This window comes from Tateyamaria sp., from assembly GCF_059783535.1.
This window is the reverse complement of the sequence record NZ_JBYNDP010000004.1, coordinates 62,537-79,264: the sequence shown is the minus strand read 5'-3', so window position 1 is coordinate 79,264 and position 16,728 is coordinate 62,537. Positions and strand designations below refer to the sequence as shown.

Here is a 16,728-nt window from a genome sequence, read left to right as displayed (position 1 = left end):
CAAAGGCCAGCGCGTAGATCAACGGCTTGAGGGTGGAGCCGGGGCTGCGCTTGGCGCGTGTCATATCGATGAAGCCCGGTGTGCCGTCCTTGTCGGCATAATGCGGGGCGCCGACCCGTGCCAGAACCTCGCCGCTTTCATGGTCCATCACCATCAGCGCCAGAGAGACACCGCGCGCCTGACCTGTGGCGTGGAGGCGGACAAGGCTGGACATGCTCTTTTGCACCCGCATAGACAGGGTCGTGTCGAACCTTTGCGCATCGGGGTCTGCGGCGCGCAAGGCATCGGCGTGGTGTGGGGCCAACCGGGGCAAGGCACGGGCCTGTGTCGGGACACGGTTATGCGACGGGTCTGCCCCAACGCGGGCAAGCACCCGGTCTCGGGCCGCCTGCGCGGTGTTCGGATGGCGGTCGGGGCGCCGTGCCTCCGGCGCTTGCGGCAGCGCAACGAGCAGGGCCGCTTCCGCCTCGGACAGACGTGTGGGTTCCTTGCCGAACCATGTGAATGTGGCGCTGCGCACCCCTTCGATACGTCCACCATAGGGGGCGTGTTGCAGGTAGAGATGCAGGATATCGTCCTTGCTTAGACGTCGTTCCAGCGCCCAGGCCACCCGCATCTGCCGCAGCTTGCCCTTGATCGATCCAGTGCCCGAGTTTTCAAGAAGACGGGCCACCTGCATCGTCAGTGTTGATCCGCCAGAAACAACGTGACCCGACCAGAGGGCCTGCCCCACCGCGCGTACCATTGCACGACCATCTACGCCATTGTGTGTGCTGAACCTCTTGTCCTCATAGGCGATCAGCATGTCGGTCAACCGTGGGTCAACGCCACCGCGTGGGACCTCCAGCCGGATCCGCCCATCTTCGACCGCAAAGGCGCGCATCAGGTGACCGCGCCTATCGCGCATCTCCACCGATGTCTCGGCCAATGTCGCTGGCAGCACTGTTCGGTCCACCCATGCATCCCACGCGTCATGCAGGCTGGCCGCAACCAGCATGGCGCCCGCGAGGGCGAACAGGGGGCGGTGTGGCCGTTTCACTCGGTCACAACCGTGCGGCCTGTGCCCGTCACGGCACGGTATTCAGCGCGGTACATATCCTCGACCAACGCTGCGGGGTGGTGGAAATCGCCGGGGCTGACAGCGCGGGCAATATAGGCAAGGCGGAACGTCTCTGACCCTGTGTGGTTCACCGCAGCAAGGAAGCGATCGGAGCGGAATTCGGCATGTTCCGTGTTGGCTGTCTCCAACCAATCAAGGCCCGCCACGTCGCCTGACCTGATCAGGTTTGGGTTGTCGATCTCGATCCCCGCTGGCAGTGGATCATCCACCATCAGCCGTGCACCGACTTCTTCAAACGGTGTGATCGTCAGCACGATCACCCTCCGTTCGCCGATGGTCCAAGGTCCTTCGGCAACGCCTCCCTCAAGTGTGAACGCATCGCGGGTGATGCTGTAGCCGTAGCCTCCCGCCTCGGGCGGGGTGACCGGTACGCCGTAGGTGGTGAGCGTTACATCCAGCGGCTGGCCCGAAACGTTGCGAATGATCGATGCCGTATCGCCCAGCGCGCGGCTTTGAACCACGGGGCCGGACACCGGTGTATCATCTACCGAAAGCACTGGCGTGCCTGCCCCATCACGCAACGCTTGCGCCGCCATAAGGAGCTGAGCCGCCTCTTGGGTTGAGTACCCCCCACGGCCCGCCGTCACCGTTGCAGCAAGGCGCGATTGGTCGACACGCGTGCTGCCGGCCTCTGCCGCCAGATGCAGCAGCCCCGCCGCATCGCGCAAAGTTGTGCCGTAGTCGGCACGCCACAGGACAGTGTCCGTGTTGTTCCGCAGCGCCAGATCCTGCGCCAAACCGAACAGCCGGTCAGCACGGGTTTGTTCACCGTAGCTGGCAAGTGCTGCACCTAATTGTGCGCGGGCGAGCGGTGTCGAGAACGCCTCCGCCTTGGTATCGGCGTAGTACCGCAGATCACCAATGGATGCCGATCCGGCACGGGCCAGCACCATGAGGGCATAGGCGATATCTTCGCCCCCTGTATCGAAATCGGGTGCGTAGTTGATCCGGTTGCGCAGGTTGTCGAGGGCGAGCCGCAAGGCACGCTCTGGCACGTCGTGGCCCTGATCACTTGCCCGCAAGAGGAAGTCGGTGACATAGGCATCCAACCAGAAATCCCCCGACTGCGCCCGCCAGAGGCCAAAGGCCCCGTTGCTGGCCTGTCGGGTCAGAACACGATTGATCGCTGTTGTGATCCGCTGGTCGACATCCGCCAGCCCCGCCGCTTGCGCCGTGCGCGGCAGATAAAGCAGCGGCAGCGCTGCCGACGTGACCTGTTCGGTGCACCCGTAGGGATAACGGTCAAGCTGTCCGATCAGCCCGGGCATGTCGAACCTAGCGAGCGGACCGGCGGCGAGCGTTGCCCGCGCGCCGTCCGGCCGAAGATTGGCAAAGACGTTGTCATCGAAGGTCAGCGCCTCGCCCGCGGCCAGTTCCAGACGCTGGGTGACGGCGATGGTTGGGTCGTTGGCCCGGACGCCAAGTGTGAGCGACTTCGTCAGGACCGCGCCGTCAGGTGTCGTCAGCGCCAGATCGATACTGTGATCTCCTATCTCTTGCGCGGTGAGCGGCAGAGAGACGCGGACGGAGCCGCTCTCGTTCAGGTTAATTGTTGGTGGCGCAGCGCCGACCGAAACGCCACTGCCTGACACTTCCAAAGGCATCACGCCTGATGTGCCCGCAGCGTGCACGAATTCAAACTGCACGCGGCTTTGGTCGCCGGGTGCTAGAAAGCGTGGCACAGCCGCCGAGATCACAACCGGGTCGCGGGCAATGAGGTCAGAAGAGGCTTGCCCAATCCCGTCATCCGACCACGCCATGGCCATCAGCCGGATCGTGCCGTTGAAGTTTGGGCGCGGGATGGTCACGCGGGCCATACCATTGCCGTCGACTGGGACTAGACCCGAGAAGGCCGCCATGACCGCCTCGGTCGGGGGCGGGCTTTGCCGCTGCATGCTGTTGCCTGCATCCCCGCCGGACCGGACTGTGCCCAGCGCGCCGCTTCGGCCATCGATCAGGCGGCCGTAGACGTCGCGAAGGTCAACGCCAAGACGACGCTGGCCGAAATAGTGCCCTTGGGGGTCCGGTGCCTCGAACCCCGTCAGGTTCAGTATGCCGACATCGACGGCCGCGAGGGTGACGAAACCGTCGGCACCTTCGAGACCACCCACGCGTACGGCCACCTCGGTTTGACCTTCCTGCCCGTCAACCTCTGCCGGGGCGTCGATAGACACTGACAGTGCTTTGTCCGCTGGATCAATGGCGGCATGAGCGAGACCCAACACGCGGGCAGGGCCGGGATCGCCAGAGAGGCCTGTGCGTAGGACCGACGCAGTCACATAGGCACCCGTTCCCCAGCCTTCCGTCACCTCGAGCGGGATCACCGTTTCACCCGCTTGCACGGGGATGGCCTGCCGCAAGATCACGCTGCCGGACAGGATAGACACAAGTGCCACGCCGTCGTGGGGCGGCACGATCCGCAGTTGCGCGGTATCGCCAACCCGGTAGGTTTCGGCATCAAGTGACAAGGTCAGGCGATCCGGTGTGGCACTGCTGTCTGCGGCACCGTACCAGCCAGACGCAAATGCAACCGAGCTGGCAGTATAGGCCCCTTGCGTGCTTTCGACGACCAGCTCGTAATCGCCCCATTCAGTGGGTGTGCTTATCTCAATGGGTGCATCGCCAAGGACCGCTGTGTCCTGAGCCACGCGGATGCGCCGGGTGATCGGCTCCCAATTCCAATTGCCGTTCAACTGATACCACTGGTAGCGCGTTTCGATCCGGTTGACGGTCCACTGGACTGGCAGGTCAGCAGGTGCCCCCACTGCTATCACTTCGAAGTCAGCACTACCCCCTTCGGGCAAGACGTCGTCAAAGGCGGGCTTGATCCCGATCACCGCGCCTTCCGGCGCGATGGGGCGGGTCAAGCTGCGCTCAACCGGGCGGCCGCCACTGTCGGACACCCGGACAGTCGCCACGGCTTCGAGCAGCACGTTATCCGCCGTAACCTCGGGCCAAGGCAAGGACAGGTTGGATTTGCCCTCCACATCCGTACGCCCACCCTGTACGTAGCGGCGCTGTGGAGAGAACGCCGCGTCATGTCGGCCAAACAGATATCCGGGATGCCCTTCAAGCCCAGTGCGTTGCCGCACCTGAATATCCCCTTCGACAGCCAAATCCGCACCGGGTGCACCAAACAGATATTGCGCGTCCACATCCACAATTGCGGGCCGATCAAGGCTGAGCGGTACGTCCTCGGCCGTCAATTTCACGTCGATGCGATCCGGAATGAAATCCTCGACCAACACGGTTTGGGTGGCGAGGGCAGGTGCCTTCAGATCGCCTTTCACCTCGATCCGCCACGTCCCGCGTGGCACTGTTGTGCCAAGCGGCAGTGACACGACATGGCCACCGCTTTGTCCCTTTGCACTGACTGTCCGACTGTATTCGACACCATCCGGACGGCTGAGAATGACGGTCAGGGGCAAGCCATCAATGGCACGCGCTTTGTCATCACGTGCAAGCGCCGTCAGATGGATGGTGGCGCCGGGGCGATAGGCGCCGCGATCCGTGGTCACAAACAGATCGATGGGCGGCGCAGGTGGGCGCCCCTCAACCCCGCGGTCGGACAGGTCAAAGGCCGGATCGGTTAGTGGCAGGAATACGAAATCATCCGCTGTTTCGACCTGCACCATTGCCGGTCGTGCGGACCCAAGGCCCCGGGTCAGACCCGCTTCGAATTGCACGAAGCCATCTGCATCCGTCTGCGCCTCACCCAGCACGGCATTGGCTTGAGAAATCAGCCGCACCGTTGCCCCGTCCATGGCAGCGGCATCGCTGAGCGCGCGGACCGAGGCCGTCAGCCCATCATTTCCCTGCCATGTGCTCAGCCCCAGATCGGACAGCACGAACCACTGCGTTGCCGCCACAACATCATAGCCATCACGCCCCTGTTCGCGCGCGGACAGGACGTAGACGCCCGGAGGCTGGCCGCCCAGCGCTTCATCCAGAGGGAGACGCGTGCGCATTTCGGCATTCAGATCGTTCTGTACCTCGCCCGTGCCGCGCCAGATCTCTTGAGCGATATCCGAATTGAATTGCTCGGCCTGCCATTGCGACAGGGGCCGACCAAAGAAGTCCCGGCGCATGGATTGGACGAGGTTGCGGTCACTGACCCGGCTGAGCACCAATTCGACCTCGTTCACATTCACCGTCTCGATGGGGATGCTCGTCCCTGCTCCGCGCGCCAGAACATAGCCCCGCCCCGGAAAGCGAACTAACGGCGTACGGTCGCGGACATAGAGGTTCAGCGACACGTCCTTGGCCAACACCTCTCCGCTTTCGGCGGGAAGGCCAGAGCGGAAGGTCACGTTGTAACGCTCGCCATGCCGCACGCCGTCTATGCATAGGTCACGTCCGTCTACAGCGACCACCAAGCCCGGTGTCGCGATGCGCACGAAGGGTTCATAGTCCACACCGCTCTGAACGAGCGGCTCCGAGAACGTGGCGCAGATGCGGGGGGCCGCACTGTCATTGTCCACCTGATGTTCCACAATGCGGAAACCGTATTTTGCGATGGCTTCGTCCAGCGCCCTGGCCACGTCGTCTCGCGGCTGGATGTTCTGGGCCAAACGCAAGGCGCGGATCGAGTCGCGCCCCCGCCCATTCAGTTCCAAAGCATCTGCAAGCGTTTGAAGGGCACTGACCTGGCCACCGGGGGAGTCAGATCGCAAATAGCCGTTCAAGGCAGCAGGCACAGCGGCTCGCAGGGCGCTGCGACGCCGACTTGCTGCGACGTCATCGCCTTGGCGCAGAGCAATGTAGGCGTATCGTGTCCACAGGTCTGGCGCGTCCGTCAGTGCGACAGCCATTCCTGTCCAGCGCAGGGCTGCCGCCCTATCGCCACGGTCCCACGCGGCGCGGGACGCCGTCATCAACGGGTCCAACGCCTGACCCGATTGGGCAAAACGCAAACCGACATCGGAGGCCAATCCGCGGGCCTCATCCAAATCGGCTTGCGATACATCCAACGCGGCGGCCCGGCGCTCCGCCGCTGCTTTCAGACCATCAGACGCACCAAATCGTCTGGCTGACCGGGCGCCGGAATACGGTTGCTCTTCATCAATACGGGCCTTGGGGAAACAGGCGCCTGATCGGTCATTAAAAGTGAAGCCGATACATGCATCGTCCGCGCTACAGGCCCGCGCACAGGCATCAAAGGTTGTATCGAACAGCGATGTCCGATCCGCACCAAGGTAATCGACATCCTGGGTCACGATGTACCGATCATCCGGGATCGCACCCTGCCCCCACGCCGCCGCTGCCCAAATGAGTGCAACCAGTCCAACCAACGCGTGGCGCATGATGCCGCTCCCAAATTCGATTTAAGAATGCCGTCAGTCTGACATGCCCCATGCGCGCGGCGCAACGGCTCACCCATCAGGTTAAGCGGTTCTTCACCGTCCGCATGACATACCATGCGGGAATCTTGTGTGGTGGAGAACCGGTATGAGTCTGGCAAACAAACTGGCCGAAGAGCGGCGCGGCCGTCTGGCCGCGGAACGTTTGCTTGAGCTGAAGGAAGCTGAACTGTCGGCCGCCAACCGCAAGCTGGGCAAACATGCCGCCGCCCTGCAGGGGGAAATCGTCGAAACCCGGGCCGAGGTGGCAACGGTCAAGACCGAGAATGAGCGCGTCAAGACCGAGCTTGGGCAGGCCAATCAGAAGGTCCAGATCGCTGAGCGCCGCCTGTGGCATTCGGTACAAACGATCACTGATGGTTTTGCGTTCTTCAACTCCGACAACCAGATGATCGCCGCCAATGCCAGCTACCTCGCGATCTTCGACAACATCGAGGCGATTCAACCCGGTGTGAACTATGTCACCATTCTGCAGGTGATGACTGACGAAGGTATCGTGAACACAGAAGGGATGGACGCCCAGGCCTGGCGGCAAAAGATGCTGGACCGTTGGATGCTACCCCAGCCTGACCCGATCACCGTCCGGCTTTGGAACAACCAATATGTCAAATTGGTCGACAGACGCGGGCAAGCCGGCGACATCGTCTCCCTTGGCCTCAACATCACTGAATCCGTGCGCTACCAGCAAGAACTCAAAACGGCCCGGGCCGAGGCGGAGGCTGCCAGCCGCGCAAAATCGGCTTTTCTTGCCAATATGAGCCACGAGATCCGAACACCGATGAACGGTGTCGTGGGCATGGCAGAGCTATTGGCGGATACAGGGCTCAGCGAAGAACAACAGCTGTATGTCGACACGATCAAGAACTCGGGTGAGGCGCTGCTGGTCATCATCAACGACGTTCTCGACTACTCCAAGATCGAGGCGCAGAAGCTGCAATTGCATCTTGAACCTTTCGATCTTGAACGCAGCATTCACGAGATCATCATGCTGCTTCAGCCTTCAGCGCGCGACAAAGGGCTTACCCTTCTGCTAGATTACGACCTGTTCCTTCCAACCATGTATGTGGGTGATCCGGGACGTATCCGGCAGGTGCTGACCAACCTGATGGGCAATGCCGTCAAGTTCACAAGCGAGGGGCATGTCTTGGTGCGTGTCACAGGTGTGCCAGACCTGGACGCCGGCCATGCGGATGTGACGATCGTGATCGAGGACACGGGCATTGGTATTCCCGAGAATAAGATTGACCACATATTTGGTGAGTTCAATCAGGTCGAAAACGAACGCAATCGCCAGTTTGACGGCACCGGGCTGGGACTTGCCATCTCTCAACGGCTTGTGTCGCTGATGGAGGGTGAGGTTTGGGTCAGCAGTGAAGAAGGAATCGGATCGGTCTTTGGTTTCCGCATCCCGCTCAAGCTGAGCGAGGCAAAACTGCCGGAGCACCCCCCGGTTCCGGAAGGGCTGCGGCGTGTGATGGTCGTTGACGATATTGAGGCCAACCGGACGATCCTCCAACGTCAGTTGGAGCAACTGGGCCTCGGCGTTGTCTGTTGCGCCTCCGGTGAAGAGGCGCTTGAGCAGCTGGCCGATATCGACCTGATCCTGACGGACCACAACATGCCCGACATGGATGGGCTTGAGCTGGCCGATGCCGTGCGGACAACGGGCGCGAACACGCCAATTCTGTTGCTGAGTTCAAACCCGAGCTTTGCCACCAACGACCCCGGCGCCAAGCATCTGCATGCCATCATGCAGAAACCCGTGCCCCGCGCTGACCTGTTTGCGCGGCTTGAAAGCGTGGGTCCCGTGATTGGCGCCAATGGCACCGCCCCTGCGCCGGTCGAAACACGGCGCATGGTTGTGTTGGCGGCCGAGGACAACAAGACCAACCAGCTTGTCTTTGGCAAGATGGTCAAGGATGCGGATATCGATCTGCATTTTGCGAACAACGGGATCGAAGCGGTGGAGATGTTCGAAAAGCTTTCACCGGACCTGATATTCATGGACATCTCGATGCCCAAGATGGACGGCAAGGAAGCAACCAAAACGATCCGCGCGAAAGAGAAAGATGTCGGCGGGCACGTACCAATCGTCGCGCTCACTGCGCACGCGATGGACGGCGACGACAAGGGAATCCTGGAAGCAGGGCTGGATCACTACCTGACCAAGCCCCTTCGCAAACCTGAAATCCACGGCATGTTGCACGATATGTGCCCTGACGGCGTCACCCCGCCCTTTGGCGAGGTGCCCGAGGAAGGTGCGGCCTAGCTTTTGGGATAGGGCCGGACGAATACAGGCTTGGCGTCTGTCGACAGGTCTGGCTTGTATTCATAGCCGTCCGTGTTGAAACTGCGGACCCCGTCCAGATCCGTGATCCTGTTCCGGATGATGTGTCGCGCCATGGCGCCCCGCGCACGCTTGGCGAAGAAGCTGACGATCTTTGGTCCTTGCCCCTTGTCCTCCATAAACGCGGGCGTGATCAGCTGCGGCTTCAACGCCTTTTCGGGCACAGCGCCAAAATACTCCTGGCTTGCGCAGTTCACGAGCATGTCCGTGCCAGTCTGTTCCGCCTGCGCGTTCAGCGCCTTTGCCAAATCGGTGCGCCAGTAGTCATAAAGCGAAGCACCTCGGCGGGTCTTCAACCGGCTGCCCATCTCCAAACGGTAAGGCTGGATCGCATCCAGCGGGCGCAACAATCCGTAAAGCCCGGACAGGATGCGCAGATGATCCTGAGCATAGGCCGTCTCGTCCGCTGACAAGGTCGCCGCGTCCAGCCCTTGATATGTATCGCCCGCAAAGGCGAGCATCGCAGGGCGCGTCGTTTCGGCCCCCGGATCGTCGGCAAAGGCCTGAAACCGATCGCGGTTCAAACGTGCCAGGTCGTCACTGAGATCCATCAGCGACTTGAGTTTGCCCAATGTCAGATTGCGTGCCGTCCGCGCCAAGCGCACCGCATCATCTTGCATGGTTGGGGCCGTCATCTGCACGTCCCGTTCTGCCCAATCCAGCCGTTTGGCCGGAGAAATCACCACCAGCATCTCTGCCCCCTTATCCTTGCTTTCGCTGATCTAGCCCGCGGCCCGCAGCACGTCCAGAAATGCAGGGCCAAAACGTTCCGCTTTGCGATCACCCAACACACGTTCCAGCCCGGCATCATCATCGGGACGCAACTGCGCCACCTTGGCCAACTGCGACGCGGAACAACTCAGCGGCTTGTCCGTACCATCACTGCCACGCGCCAATTCCGCCTGTACAGCAAGCAACTGGTCAAAGATCGTGCCCGCGTTGTGCCCTGCCAGCTTACGGCGTGACGGGTGCACGGCCTCAGCCTCTCCGTTGATGACCTCAAGGAAGGCCGACCCAAATTTTTCCAACTTCTTGGCCCCGACACCGTTGACCTGTGCCATCTGGTCCAGATTTGCGGGGCGTCGTTCCGCCATTTCGATCAGCGTGCGGTCAGGAAATATGACATAGGCAGGTACTTTCGCTGCCTCGGCCAGCGCGCGGCGCTTGGCCTTGAGTGCCGACAAGAGCGGAGCGTCTTCCTCGGACACCATCGATTTGACAGCGGGGCGACGTGCCGCAGCCGCCTTGATCGTATCCTTGCGCAGCGTGATTTGTGCCTCATCTCGCAGGATCGGCAGGGCCGCATCGGTCATGCGCAGGGCGCCGTAGCGATCAGGATCAGGACGCACCAGATCATGCCCCATCATTTGCCGGAACACCGCCTGCCATTGCGGCTTGGAATACTCTTTGCCTACGCCGTAGGTCGGCAGGCTGTCGTGGCCGCGTTGGCGGATCTTGTCGGTCTCAATCCCCAGCAGGATGTCGATCAGGTGACCCGCACCAAACCATTCGTCCGTGCGCAGCATGGCCGATAGCGCTTTCCGCACAGCTGTGGTGCCATCGAACACCTCAGCCGGCTGGTCGCACAGATCGCATTTGCCACACATGACCTCGGCCTCGCCAAAATAGCCAAGAAGTGTCTTGCGGCGGCATTCCAGCGCTTCGGCCAATCCAAGCAGTGCGTTCAGGCGGGCATGATCTGCCATACGGCGTTCGGGTGGTGCCAGCCCTTCGTCGATCTGGGACCGGCGTAGCTTGATGTCGTCGGGGCCGAACAGTGTCAGCGTCTCCGCAGGTGAACCGTCGCGGCCCGCACGTCCGATTTCCTGATAGTACGCTTCGATCGACTTCGGCAGATCAGCGTGCGCCACCCAGCGGATGTCGGGCTTGTCCACACCCAATCCAAAAGCCACCGTTGCCGCCACGATCAACCCGTCTTCTTGCTGGAACCGGCGCTCAGCAATACGGCGATCATCTGCCTCCATCCCACCATGATAGTGGATCGCGGCGTGACCTGCTTCGCGCAGCGCCTGTGCCAGCGTTTCGGTCTTGGCGCGCGTGCCGCAATAGACAATTCCCGATTGACCCTTACGCGCGGCGGCGAAATTCAGGATTTGCGCGCGGGGGCCGTTCTTGGCTGCAAAGGCCAGATGGATGTTGGGCCGGTCGAAGCCGCGCAGGAAGGTACGTGGCTGTACCCCGTCGAACAGCTTTTCGACAATCTCGACCTGCGTTTCGGCATCAGCTGTTGCCGTGAACGCAGCAAGTGGTACATCCAGGGCGCGCCGTAGCTCACCAATACGCAGGTAGTCTGGGCGAAAGTCATGCCCCCATTGACTGACACAATGCGCCTCGTCCACGGCGATCAGGCTGACCCCGATCCGGCGCAGCATGCCGATGGATGACCCGGCGGCCAGCCGTTCAGGCGCGATGTAGAGCAGTTTCAACGCGCGGCGCTCCAGCGCCTCCCACACGGCGTCCGTCTCTTCCGGCGTGTTTCCTGATGTCAGGGCACCGGCCTGCACGCCTGCTTCCTGCAGGGCGCGGACCTGATCACGCATCAGGGCGATGAGCGGTGATATGACAACGGTCACACCATCCCGCATCAACGCAGGCAATTGAAAGCAAAGGGATTTGCCGCCACCGGTCGGCATGATGGCCAGGGCGTTTTCGCCCGCCGCCACAGCCTCGACAATCTCTTCCTGCCCGGGACGGAAGCCGTCGAACCCAAACACATCCCCTAGCAGCGTGGCAGCGCTGGCCATGTCCGAAACCCTGTCAAATTTTATGTAGTCTGCTCTTTGGATACAGACTCACATTTTAACGGGTCGTGAACAAGGGGCTATAGCGCCTGGGGATCAGAAGAAGATGGCAGGCAGGATGATGCTGCGCAGGGCGATCACGATGACAAAAGCCACAAGAGGGGCAAGGTCCAGAGGATGCGTGTCGGGCATGTATCGCCGAATTGGCTGATAGATCGGTTCGAGCAGTTTGTTCAGCCCGGTCCAGATCTGGCCAACGATGGGCTGGTGCATGTTCAGCACTTGGAAATTGATCAGCCAGCTCATGATGATGTGGACGATCATGATCACGTAGACGACGCTCAGAACCAGATCGAGCAGTTGATAGATCACCAGCATGGGCGGTTTCCTTCGTTATTCCAGCCACAGACCTAGGCCGTACACCCATGTGGCGCAAGGTCACGCTGAACACCCATTGAACTTTCGCTGCAACGCCGCAACTAGGACGGTAAGGAGTTAAGCCAATGTTTCCATTTGTTCGCCTTGCCAAAGAGATGGTCAAAGCCCGCCGCCAAGCCCCTCTGGGTTTGACTGACCTGCATGTCACGCAGCACCGGGTGTGGCCCTGGGACCTTGATGGTTTCATGGAGTTGAACAATGGGCGTGCCCTGACGCTGTACGATCTGGGCCGCCTTGGCCTTGGTCAGCGTGCGGGTTTGATTGATGTGCTGAGGGCCAATCGCTGGGGACTGACCATGGCCGGGTCCTCCGTCCGCTATCGCCGCCGCCTGCATGCTTTTCAGACGTTCGAGATGCGCAGCCGCGCTGTCTGCTGGGACGACAAGTTCACGTATCTGGAACAATCTATGTGGAAGCCGGATGGCGAATGCGCCAGCCACGTGCTCTACCGCTCGGCCGTGACGGACAAGAACGGGATCGTTCCGCCGCACAAGGTGCTCAAAGCGATGAACCAGGATCCAACCTCGCCCCCCATTCCCGGCTGGATCGCGGCCTGGATCAAGGCCGAGGCACAGCGCCCGTGGCCACCGATGCAGGACACGGAAGAGCCCAAGCTTAAATCAGTGGCGTAAAACCTTACCTTGCCACAACGCCCCCGGCCTGCTTTGGTCGCGTCAACAAAAAGACGAGGGACATGGGGCATGGCGGAAATTGGGCTAAGAAGGCGCATTTGGGGTTGGATGTCTTTCGATTGGGCGACGCAACCGTTTTACACGCTTGGACTAACCTTCGTTTTCGGCCCCTACTTCGCGGCTGTCTCTTTCACGTATTTCGAAGCGCAAACAACGGATGTGGAGGCGGCCAAAGCCTCAAGTCAGGCGCTGTGGTTCTGGGGTCAGACCATTGCGGGGTTGTTCATCGCATTTACCGCCCCCTTGATCGGGGCCTATGCGGACAGCACCGGGCGACGAATGCCATGGATCTGGATGTTCAGTGCGATTTACGTCGCCATGACGGCCGCGCTCTGGTTCACCTTCCCGGACGCCTCCACCCTGTTTCTGATCCTGATCGCGTTTAACATTGCCCTGATTGCGGCCGAGTTCATGCTGATTTTCGTCAATGCCATCCTGCCATCACTGGGGACCAAGGACGAGATTGGGCGTATCTCCGGCAACGGGGCCGCCATAGGTTATTGGGGCGGTGTTCTGTCCCTATTCATCATGCTTCTGCTCCTGGCTGAGAACGACAGCGGCAAGACATTGATCGGGCGCGACCCGCTGTTTGGCCTTGATCCAGACACGCGCGAAGGCACGCGGTCGGTTGGTCCCTTCATCGCCGCCTGGTTCGCCGTTTTCATGATCCCTTTCTTCGCGTGGGTGCGCGAGCCTCGTCAGGCCAATCGGACGGGCGGCGTCAAAGAGGCCATGGCCGATCTCAAGCAATCACTGGTTGGTGCCGTCAAACGGCGGTCGCTGCTGAACTTCCTTATCTCGTCGATGTTTTACCGCGATGCTTTGAATGCGCTTTATTCGGCGGGTGGTGTCTATGCCACGCTGGTTCTTGGATGGAGCATTATTCAGATCGGCATCTTCGGCATTGTCGGCGCAATCACTGCGGCGGTCGCTACGCAAATTGGTGGTATCTTTGATGGCCGGTACGGCCCTAAACCGGTGATCAAGGCCTGTTGCTACATCCTGATCGGTGTCACGGTCGTCATCGTTGGCATGAACCGCACCAGCATCTTCGGCATCATTCCGCTTCCCGAAGGATCGGCAGTGCCGGACATGGTGTTCTACTTCTGCGGAGCTGCCATCGGCGGTGCAGGCGGTGCAATTTATGCCGCATCCCGGTCGATGATGGTGCGCCACACACATCCCGAACGCCCAACCGAAGCTTTTGGTCTGTTTGCCTTGTCAGGCAAGGCCACTGCGTTTTTGGCACCATTCCTCATCGGTCTGTTTTCAACGCTGACAGGCAATGCACAACTGGGGTATGTTCCGGTCATATTGCTGTTTATCCTTGGCCTGTACCTGTTGCGCTACGTGCACCCCGAAGGAGACCACGCCCAATGGTCAAAATCCGACGTTCCATTACCCTGATCACAGCTTTCTTGCTTTGTGCCTGCACCAGCGGCGCAGGCACCGACATTGATGGTACGCCAACCCCGGATGTGGACCCAGCCACCCTGCAAAACATCGCCAAGGGGCAGTTTGGCGGCAAGCGTCGCGCCTCGGCGCAAACGGCCGCAGCGTTTGGTGGGTATTCGCGGGGATGTCTGGCAGGTGGCGTGCAGTTGGCTGAAACTGGCCCCACTTGGCAGGCCATGCGCCTGTCCCGTAACCGGAACTGGGGCCATCCAGAACTGGTGGACTATGTGCAGGACCTCAGCCGCAAGGCTGCGGCGCAACCGGGTTGGTCGGGTCTGTATGTCGGCGACATGAGCCAGCCGCGCGGTGGGCCGATGTTGACTGGCCACCGCAGCCACCAGATCGGCCTTGATGCGGATATTTGGATGCTGCCTGCCCAAAACCTGGCCTTGTCCGTCGCAGAGCGTGAAAACATCAGTTCCATCTCGACCCGTCGGGCCTCTGGCGCCTACACGAATTCCAGCTGGACCCGCGCTCATCACGAGATCATCAAAGCTGCCGCAAGCGACAGTCGCACGGCACGCATCTTTGTCTTCCCAGGAGCCAAGGTGCAGATGTGCAAAGACGCAAAGGGCGACCGCAGCTGGTTGCGCAAGGTGCGCCCCTGGTGGGGGCACCACTATCACTTCCACGTCCGGCTGAACTGTCCCCGTGGCGCACAGGGCTGCGTCGATCAGGCCGCACCGCCCCCCGGCGATGGATGCGCTGACGCGCAACAGTGGGTGAACAACATTCTGAATCCACCGCCACCCGACCCGAACGCCCCCAAACCCAGACCGCGCCGCGAATTGCGTGTAGGAGACTTACCGCAACAATGCTCTGGCGTTCTGGCCTCGCGCTGATCCTGTCAGCAACTGCGGCTCTGTCTGACCCATTGACGTTTATGGGACAGCTAGGGCTGGATTCTGATCTGCCGGGATTCGGGGGATTGTCAGCCATCGAAATGCGATCGGGTGAATCGGCTCTAGTCTTGTCGGATCGAGGAAGGGCATTCAATTTGACGTTGAAGCGTGATGAGGATCACGTGACCGCCACCTCGGTGCAGACCGCTTGGCCAAGGCGCGATTCCGAAGGTTTAGCCTGGGCTAACAATCGAATGTACATCAGCTACGAAGGTCCCGCAGAGGTTTCGGTGGCTAACGGGCGCGCCCTACCTCCGGTTCCGGGTCACCGAGTGTTCCCAAGCAACCGTGGATTTGAAGCGCTTGCTGGTGCCCCGGACGGTACGCTCTTTGCGATACCCGAACGGGGGTCAAAACACAGTGATCCGATCCCAATTTTCAAATACCTCGCAGGACGTTGGTCCATTCTGACATATCTGCCGCCACCTGATCGGTTTTTGCCGGTCGGTGCAGATATTGCGCCAGACGGCCAGCTTTATGTTCTCTTGCGCTCTGTTTCACCGCTGGGATTTCGAAGCCGCGTAATCCGCTTGGACCCAGAGGATCCAGAGGCTGCACCATTGACGCTTCTAACCACACAACTGGGTCGATTTGATAACCTGGAGGGGCTAGCGATCTGGGAATCAACGACCGGCGCGACTTGTCTGACGATGGTATCGGACGACAACTTTCTATCAGTTCTACGGACTGAAATCGTCGAGTACGCCCTCACGGAAACCCTTGCGGGCGGCGCCACCTGCGACTAAGAGGCGCCCGTCCGGCATGTTGCCGGGCCAAGTCGCCGCTACCTTGCAAAAACGGGCACCAGATATGACACGCGCACACCTTCCCGGCATCATTGCCATGGCGATCATCGTCGTGGCTTCGAACATCCTTGTTCAGTTCCTGTTCGGAAACTGGCTGACCTGGGGGGCGTTCACTTACCCGCTGGCCTTCCTTGTGACGGACATCATGAACCGGGTCTATGGCGCTGGACCTGCGCGCACGGTTGTCTTTGTCGGTTTCATCGTCGGCGTGTTCTGCTCGCTCGTCGGCACCCAGATCATGTTGCAGGGTGACGGGTTCACATACCCGGCCGTCACATTCCGGATCGCAATCGGCTCTGGCCTCGCCTTCCTGACGGCCCAGTTGCTGGATGTCGGCATCTTTTCCGCCCTGCGCAAGGGGACATGGTGGAAAGCGCCGCTGGCTTCGACCATCATCGGCAGCTCGGTCGATACGGCCATTTTCTTCACCCTTGCCTTCTCTGCCAGCCTCACATGGTTGGAGCCCGGCAATGATGTGTCCTGGGCGGGCGAAGTCCTCCCGCTGCTGGGTGTTGGCCCCGAAGCGCCACTTTGGATGTCGCTCGCTGTGGCGGACTGGATGGTGAAACTGACGCTGGCGCTTATTGCATTGGCACCTTTCCGGTGGGTAACCGCCCGCGCAGGCACCGCCACCTAAATCTGTTGACTTTTGCAGGCGCTGTGCCACGATCACCTTGAGTTCAACATTTGAAAGGAGGTGATCCAGTGTCGAGAAAGGTATTGGAGAGAGGTGTCGGAACAGCTTGGGAGGTCTCCTGCTAAGGCAGTCCTTCGCGGTGCAGACCGCCAAGTTGGTCGGTTGATCTAACTGACACAACCTCCGAAACATTTCGAGAAGGGCCGCCC

11 protein-coding genes are annotated in these 16,728 nt (G+C 60.8%); 6 read left to right on the top strand and 5 right to left on the bottom strand.

The window, feature by feature from the left end:
- A partial coding sequence (locus AC6RA8_RS01870) for a transglycosylase domain-containing protein (RefSeq protein ID WP_500350431.1) occupies positions 1 to 1,039 on the bottom strand: 1,039 nt, incomplete at its 3' end.
- Positions 1,036 to 6,423: an MG2 domain-containing protein gene (locus AC6RA8_RS01865; RefSeq protein WP_500350430.1), complete on the bottom strand. Its 5,388-nt coding sequence runs from the start codon at positions 6,421 to 6,423 to the stop codon at positions 1,036 to 1,038. The genes AC6RA8_RS01865 and AC6RA8_RS01870, both read right to left, overlap by 4 nt.
- Before the next feature lie 145 nt (positions 6,424 to 6,568).
- Between AC6RA8_RS01865 and AC6RA8_RS01860 the strand changes: the two genes are divergently transcribed.
- Complete coding sequence (locus tag AC6RA8_RS01860) at positions 6,569 to 8,749, top strand: response regulator (RefSeq protein ID WP_500350429.1); 2,181 nt, start codon at positions 6,569 to 6,571, stop codon at positions 8,747 to 8,749.
- On the opposite strand, the gene yaaA is transcribed toward AC6RA8_RS01860, so the two are convergent.
- The 3 genes from yaaA to AC6RA8_RS01845 form a co-directional block, all read right to left on the bottom strand.
- Positions 8,746 to 9,519 (bottom strand): peroxide stress protein YaaA, encoded by a 774-nt coding sequence (gene yaaA / locus AC6RA8_RS01855; RefSeq protein WP_500350428.1) that lies wholly within the window; start codon positions 9,517 to 9,519, stop codon positions 8,746 to 8,748. The genes AC6RA8_RS01860 and yaaA overlap by 4 nt on opposite strands.
- 30 nt (positions 9,520 to 9,549) lie before the next feature.
- Positions 9,550 to 11,592 (bottom strand): DNA helicase RecQ, encoded by a 2,043-nt coding sequence (gene recQ / locus AC6RA8_RS01850; RefSeq protein ID WP_500350427.1) that lies wholly within the window; start codon positions 11,590 to 11,592, stop codon positions 9,550 to 9,552.
- A gap of 93 nt (positions 11,593 to 11,685) precedes the next feature.
- On the bottom strand, positions 11,686 to 11,967 hold the full coding sequence (locus AC6RA8_RS01845) for a YggT family protein (RefSeq protein WP_500350426.1): 282 nt from the start codon (positions 11,965 to 11,967) through the stop codon (positions 11,686 to 11,688).
- A gap of 125 nt (positions 11,968 to 12,092) precedes the next feature.
- On the opposite strand from AC6RA8_RS01845, the gene AC6RA8_RS01840 reads away from it, so the two are divergent.
- The 5 genes from AC6RA8_RS01840 to AC6RA8_RS01820 all read left to right on the top strand — a co-directional run bounded on the left by AC6RA8_RS01840 (position 12,093) and on the right by AC6RA8_RS01820 (position 16,519).
- On the top strand, positions 12,093 to 12,659 hold the full coding sequence (locus tag AC6RA8_RS01840) for an acyl-CoA thioesterase (protein WP_500350425.1): 567 nt from the start codon (positions 12,093 to 12,095) through the stop codon (positions 12,657 to 12,659).
- A 69-nt stretch (positions 12,660 to 12,728) separates the two neighbouring features.
- A complete protein-coding gene (locus AC6RA8_RS01835) occupies positions 12,729 to 14,126 on the top strand; it encodes an MFS transporter (RefSeq protein WP_500350424.1) in 1,398 nt (465 codons plus the stop codon).
- On the top strand, positions 14,096 to 15,016 hold the full coding sequence (mepA, locus tag AC6RA8_RS01830) for a penicillin-insensitive murein endopeptidase (protein WP_500350423.1): 921 nt from the start codon (positions 14,096 to 14,098) through the stop codon (positions 15,014 to 15,016). Before AC6RA8_RS01835 ends, mepA begins: the two co-directional genes overlap by 31 nt.
- Positions 14,989 to 15,822: an esterase-like activity of phytase family protein gene (locus AC6RA8_RS01825; RefSeq protein ID WP_500350422.1), complete on the top strand. Its 834-nt coding sequence runs from the start codon at positions 14,989 to 14,991 to the stop codon at positions 15,820 to 15,822. The genes mepA and AC6RA8_RS01825 overlap by 28 nt, the downstream gene beginning before the upstream one ends.
- Before the next feature lie 64 nt (positions 15,823 to 15,886).
- Positions 15,887 to 16,519, top strand: a complete 633-nt coding sequence (locus tag AC6RA8_RS01820) for a queuosine precursor transporter (protein ID WP_500350421.1) — start codon at positions 15,887 to 15,889, stop codon at positions 16,517 to 16,519.
- Positions 16,520 to 16,728 lie beyond the last annotated feature (209 nt).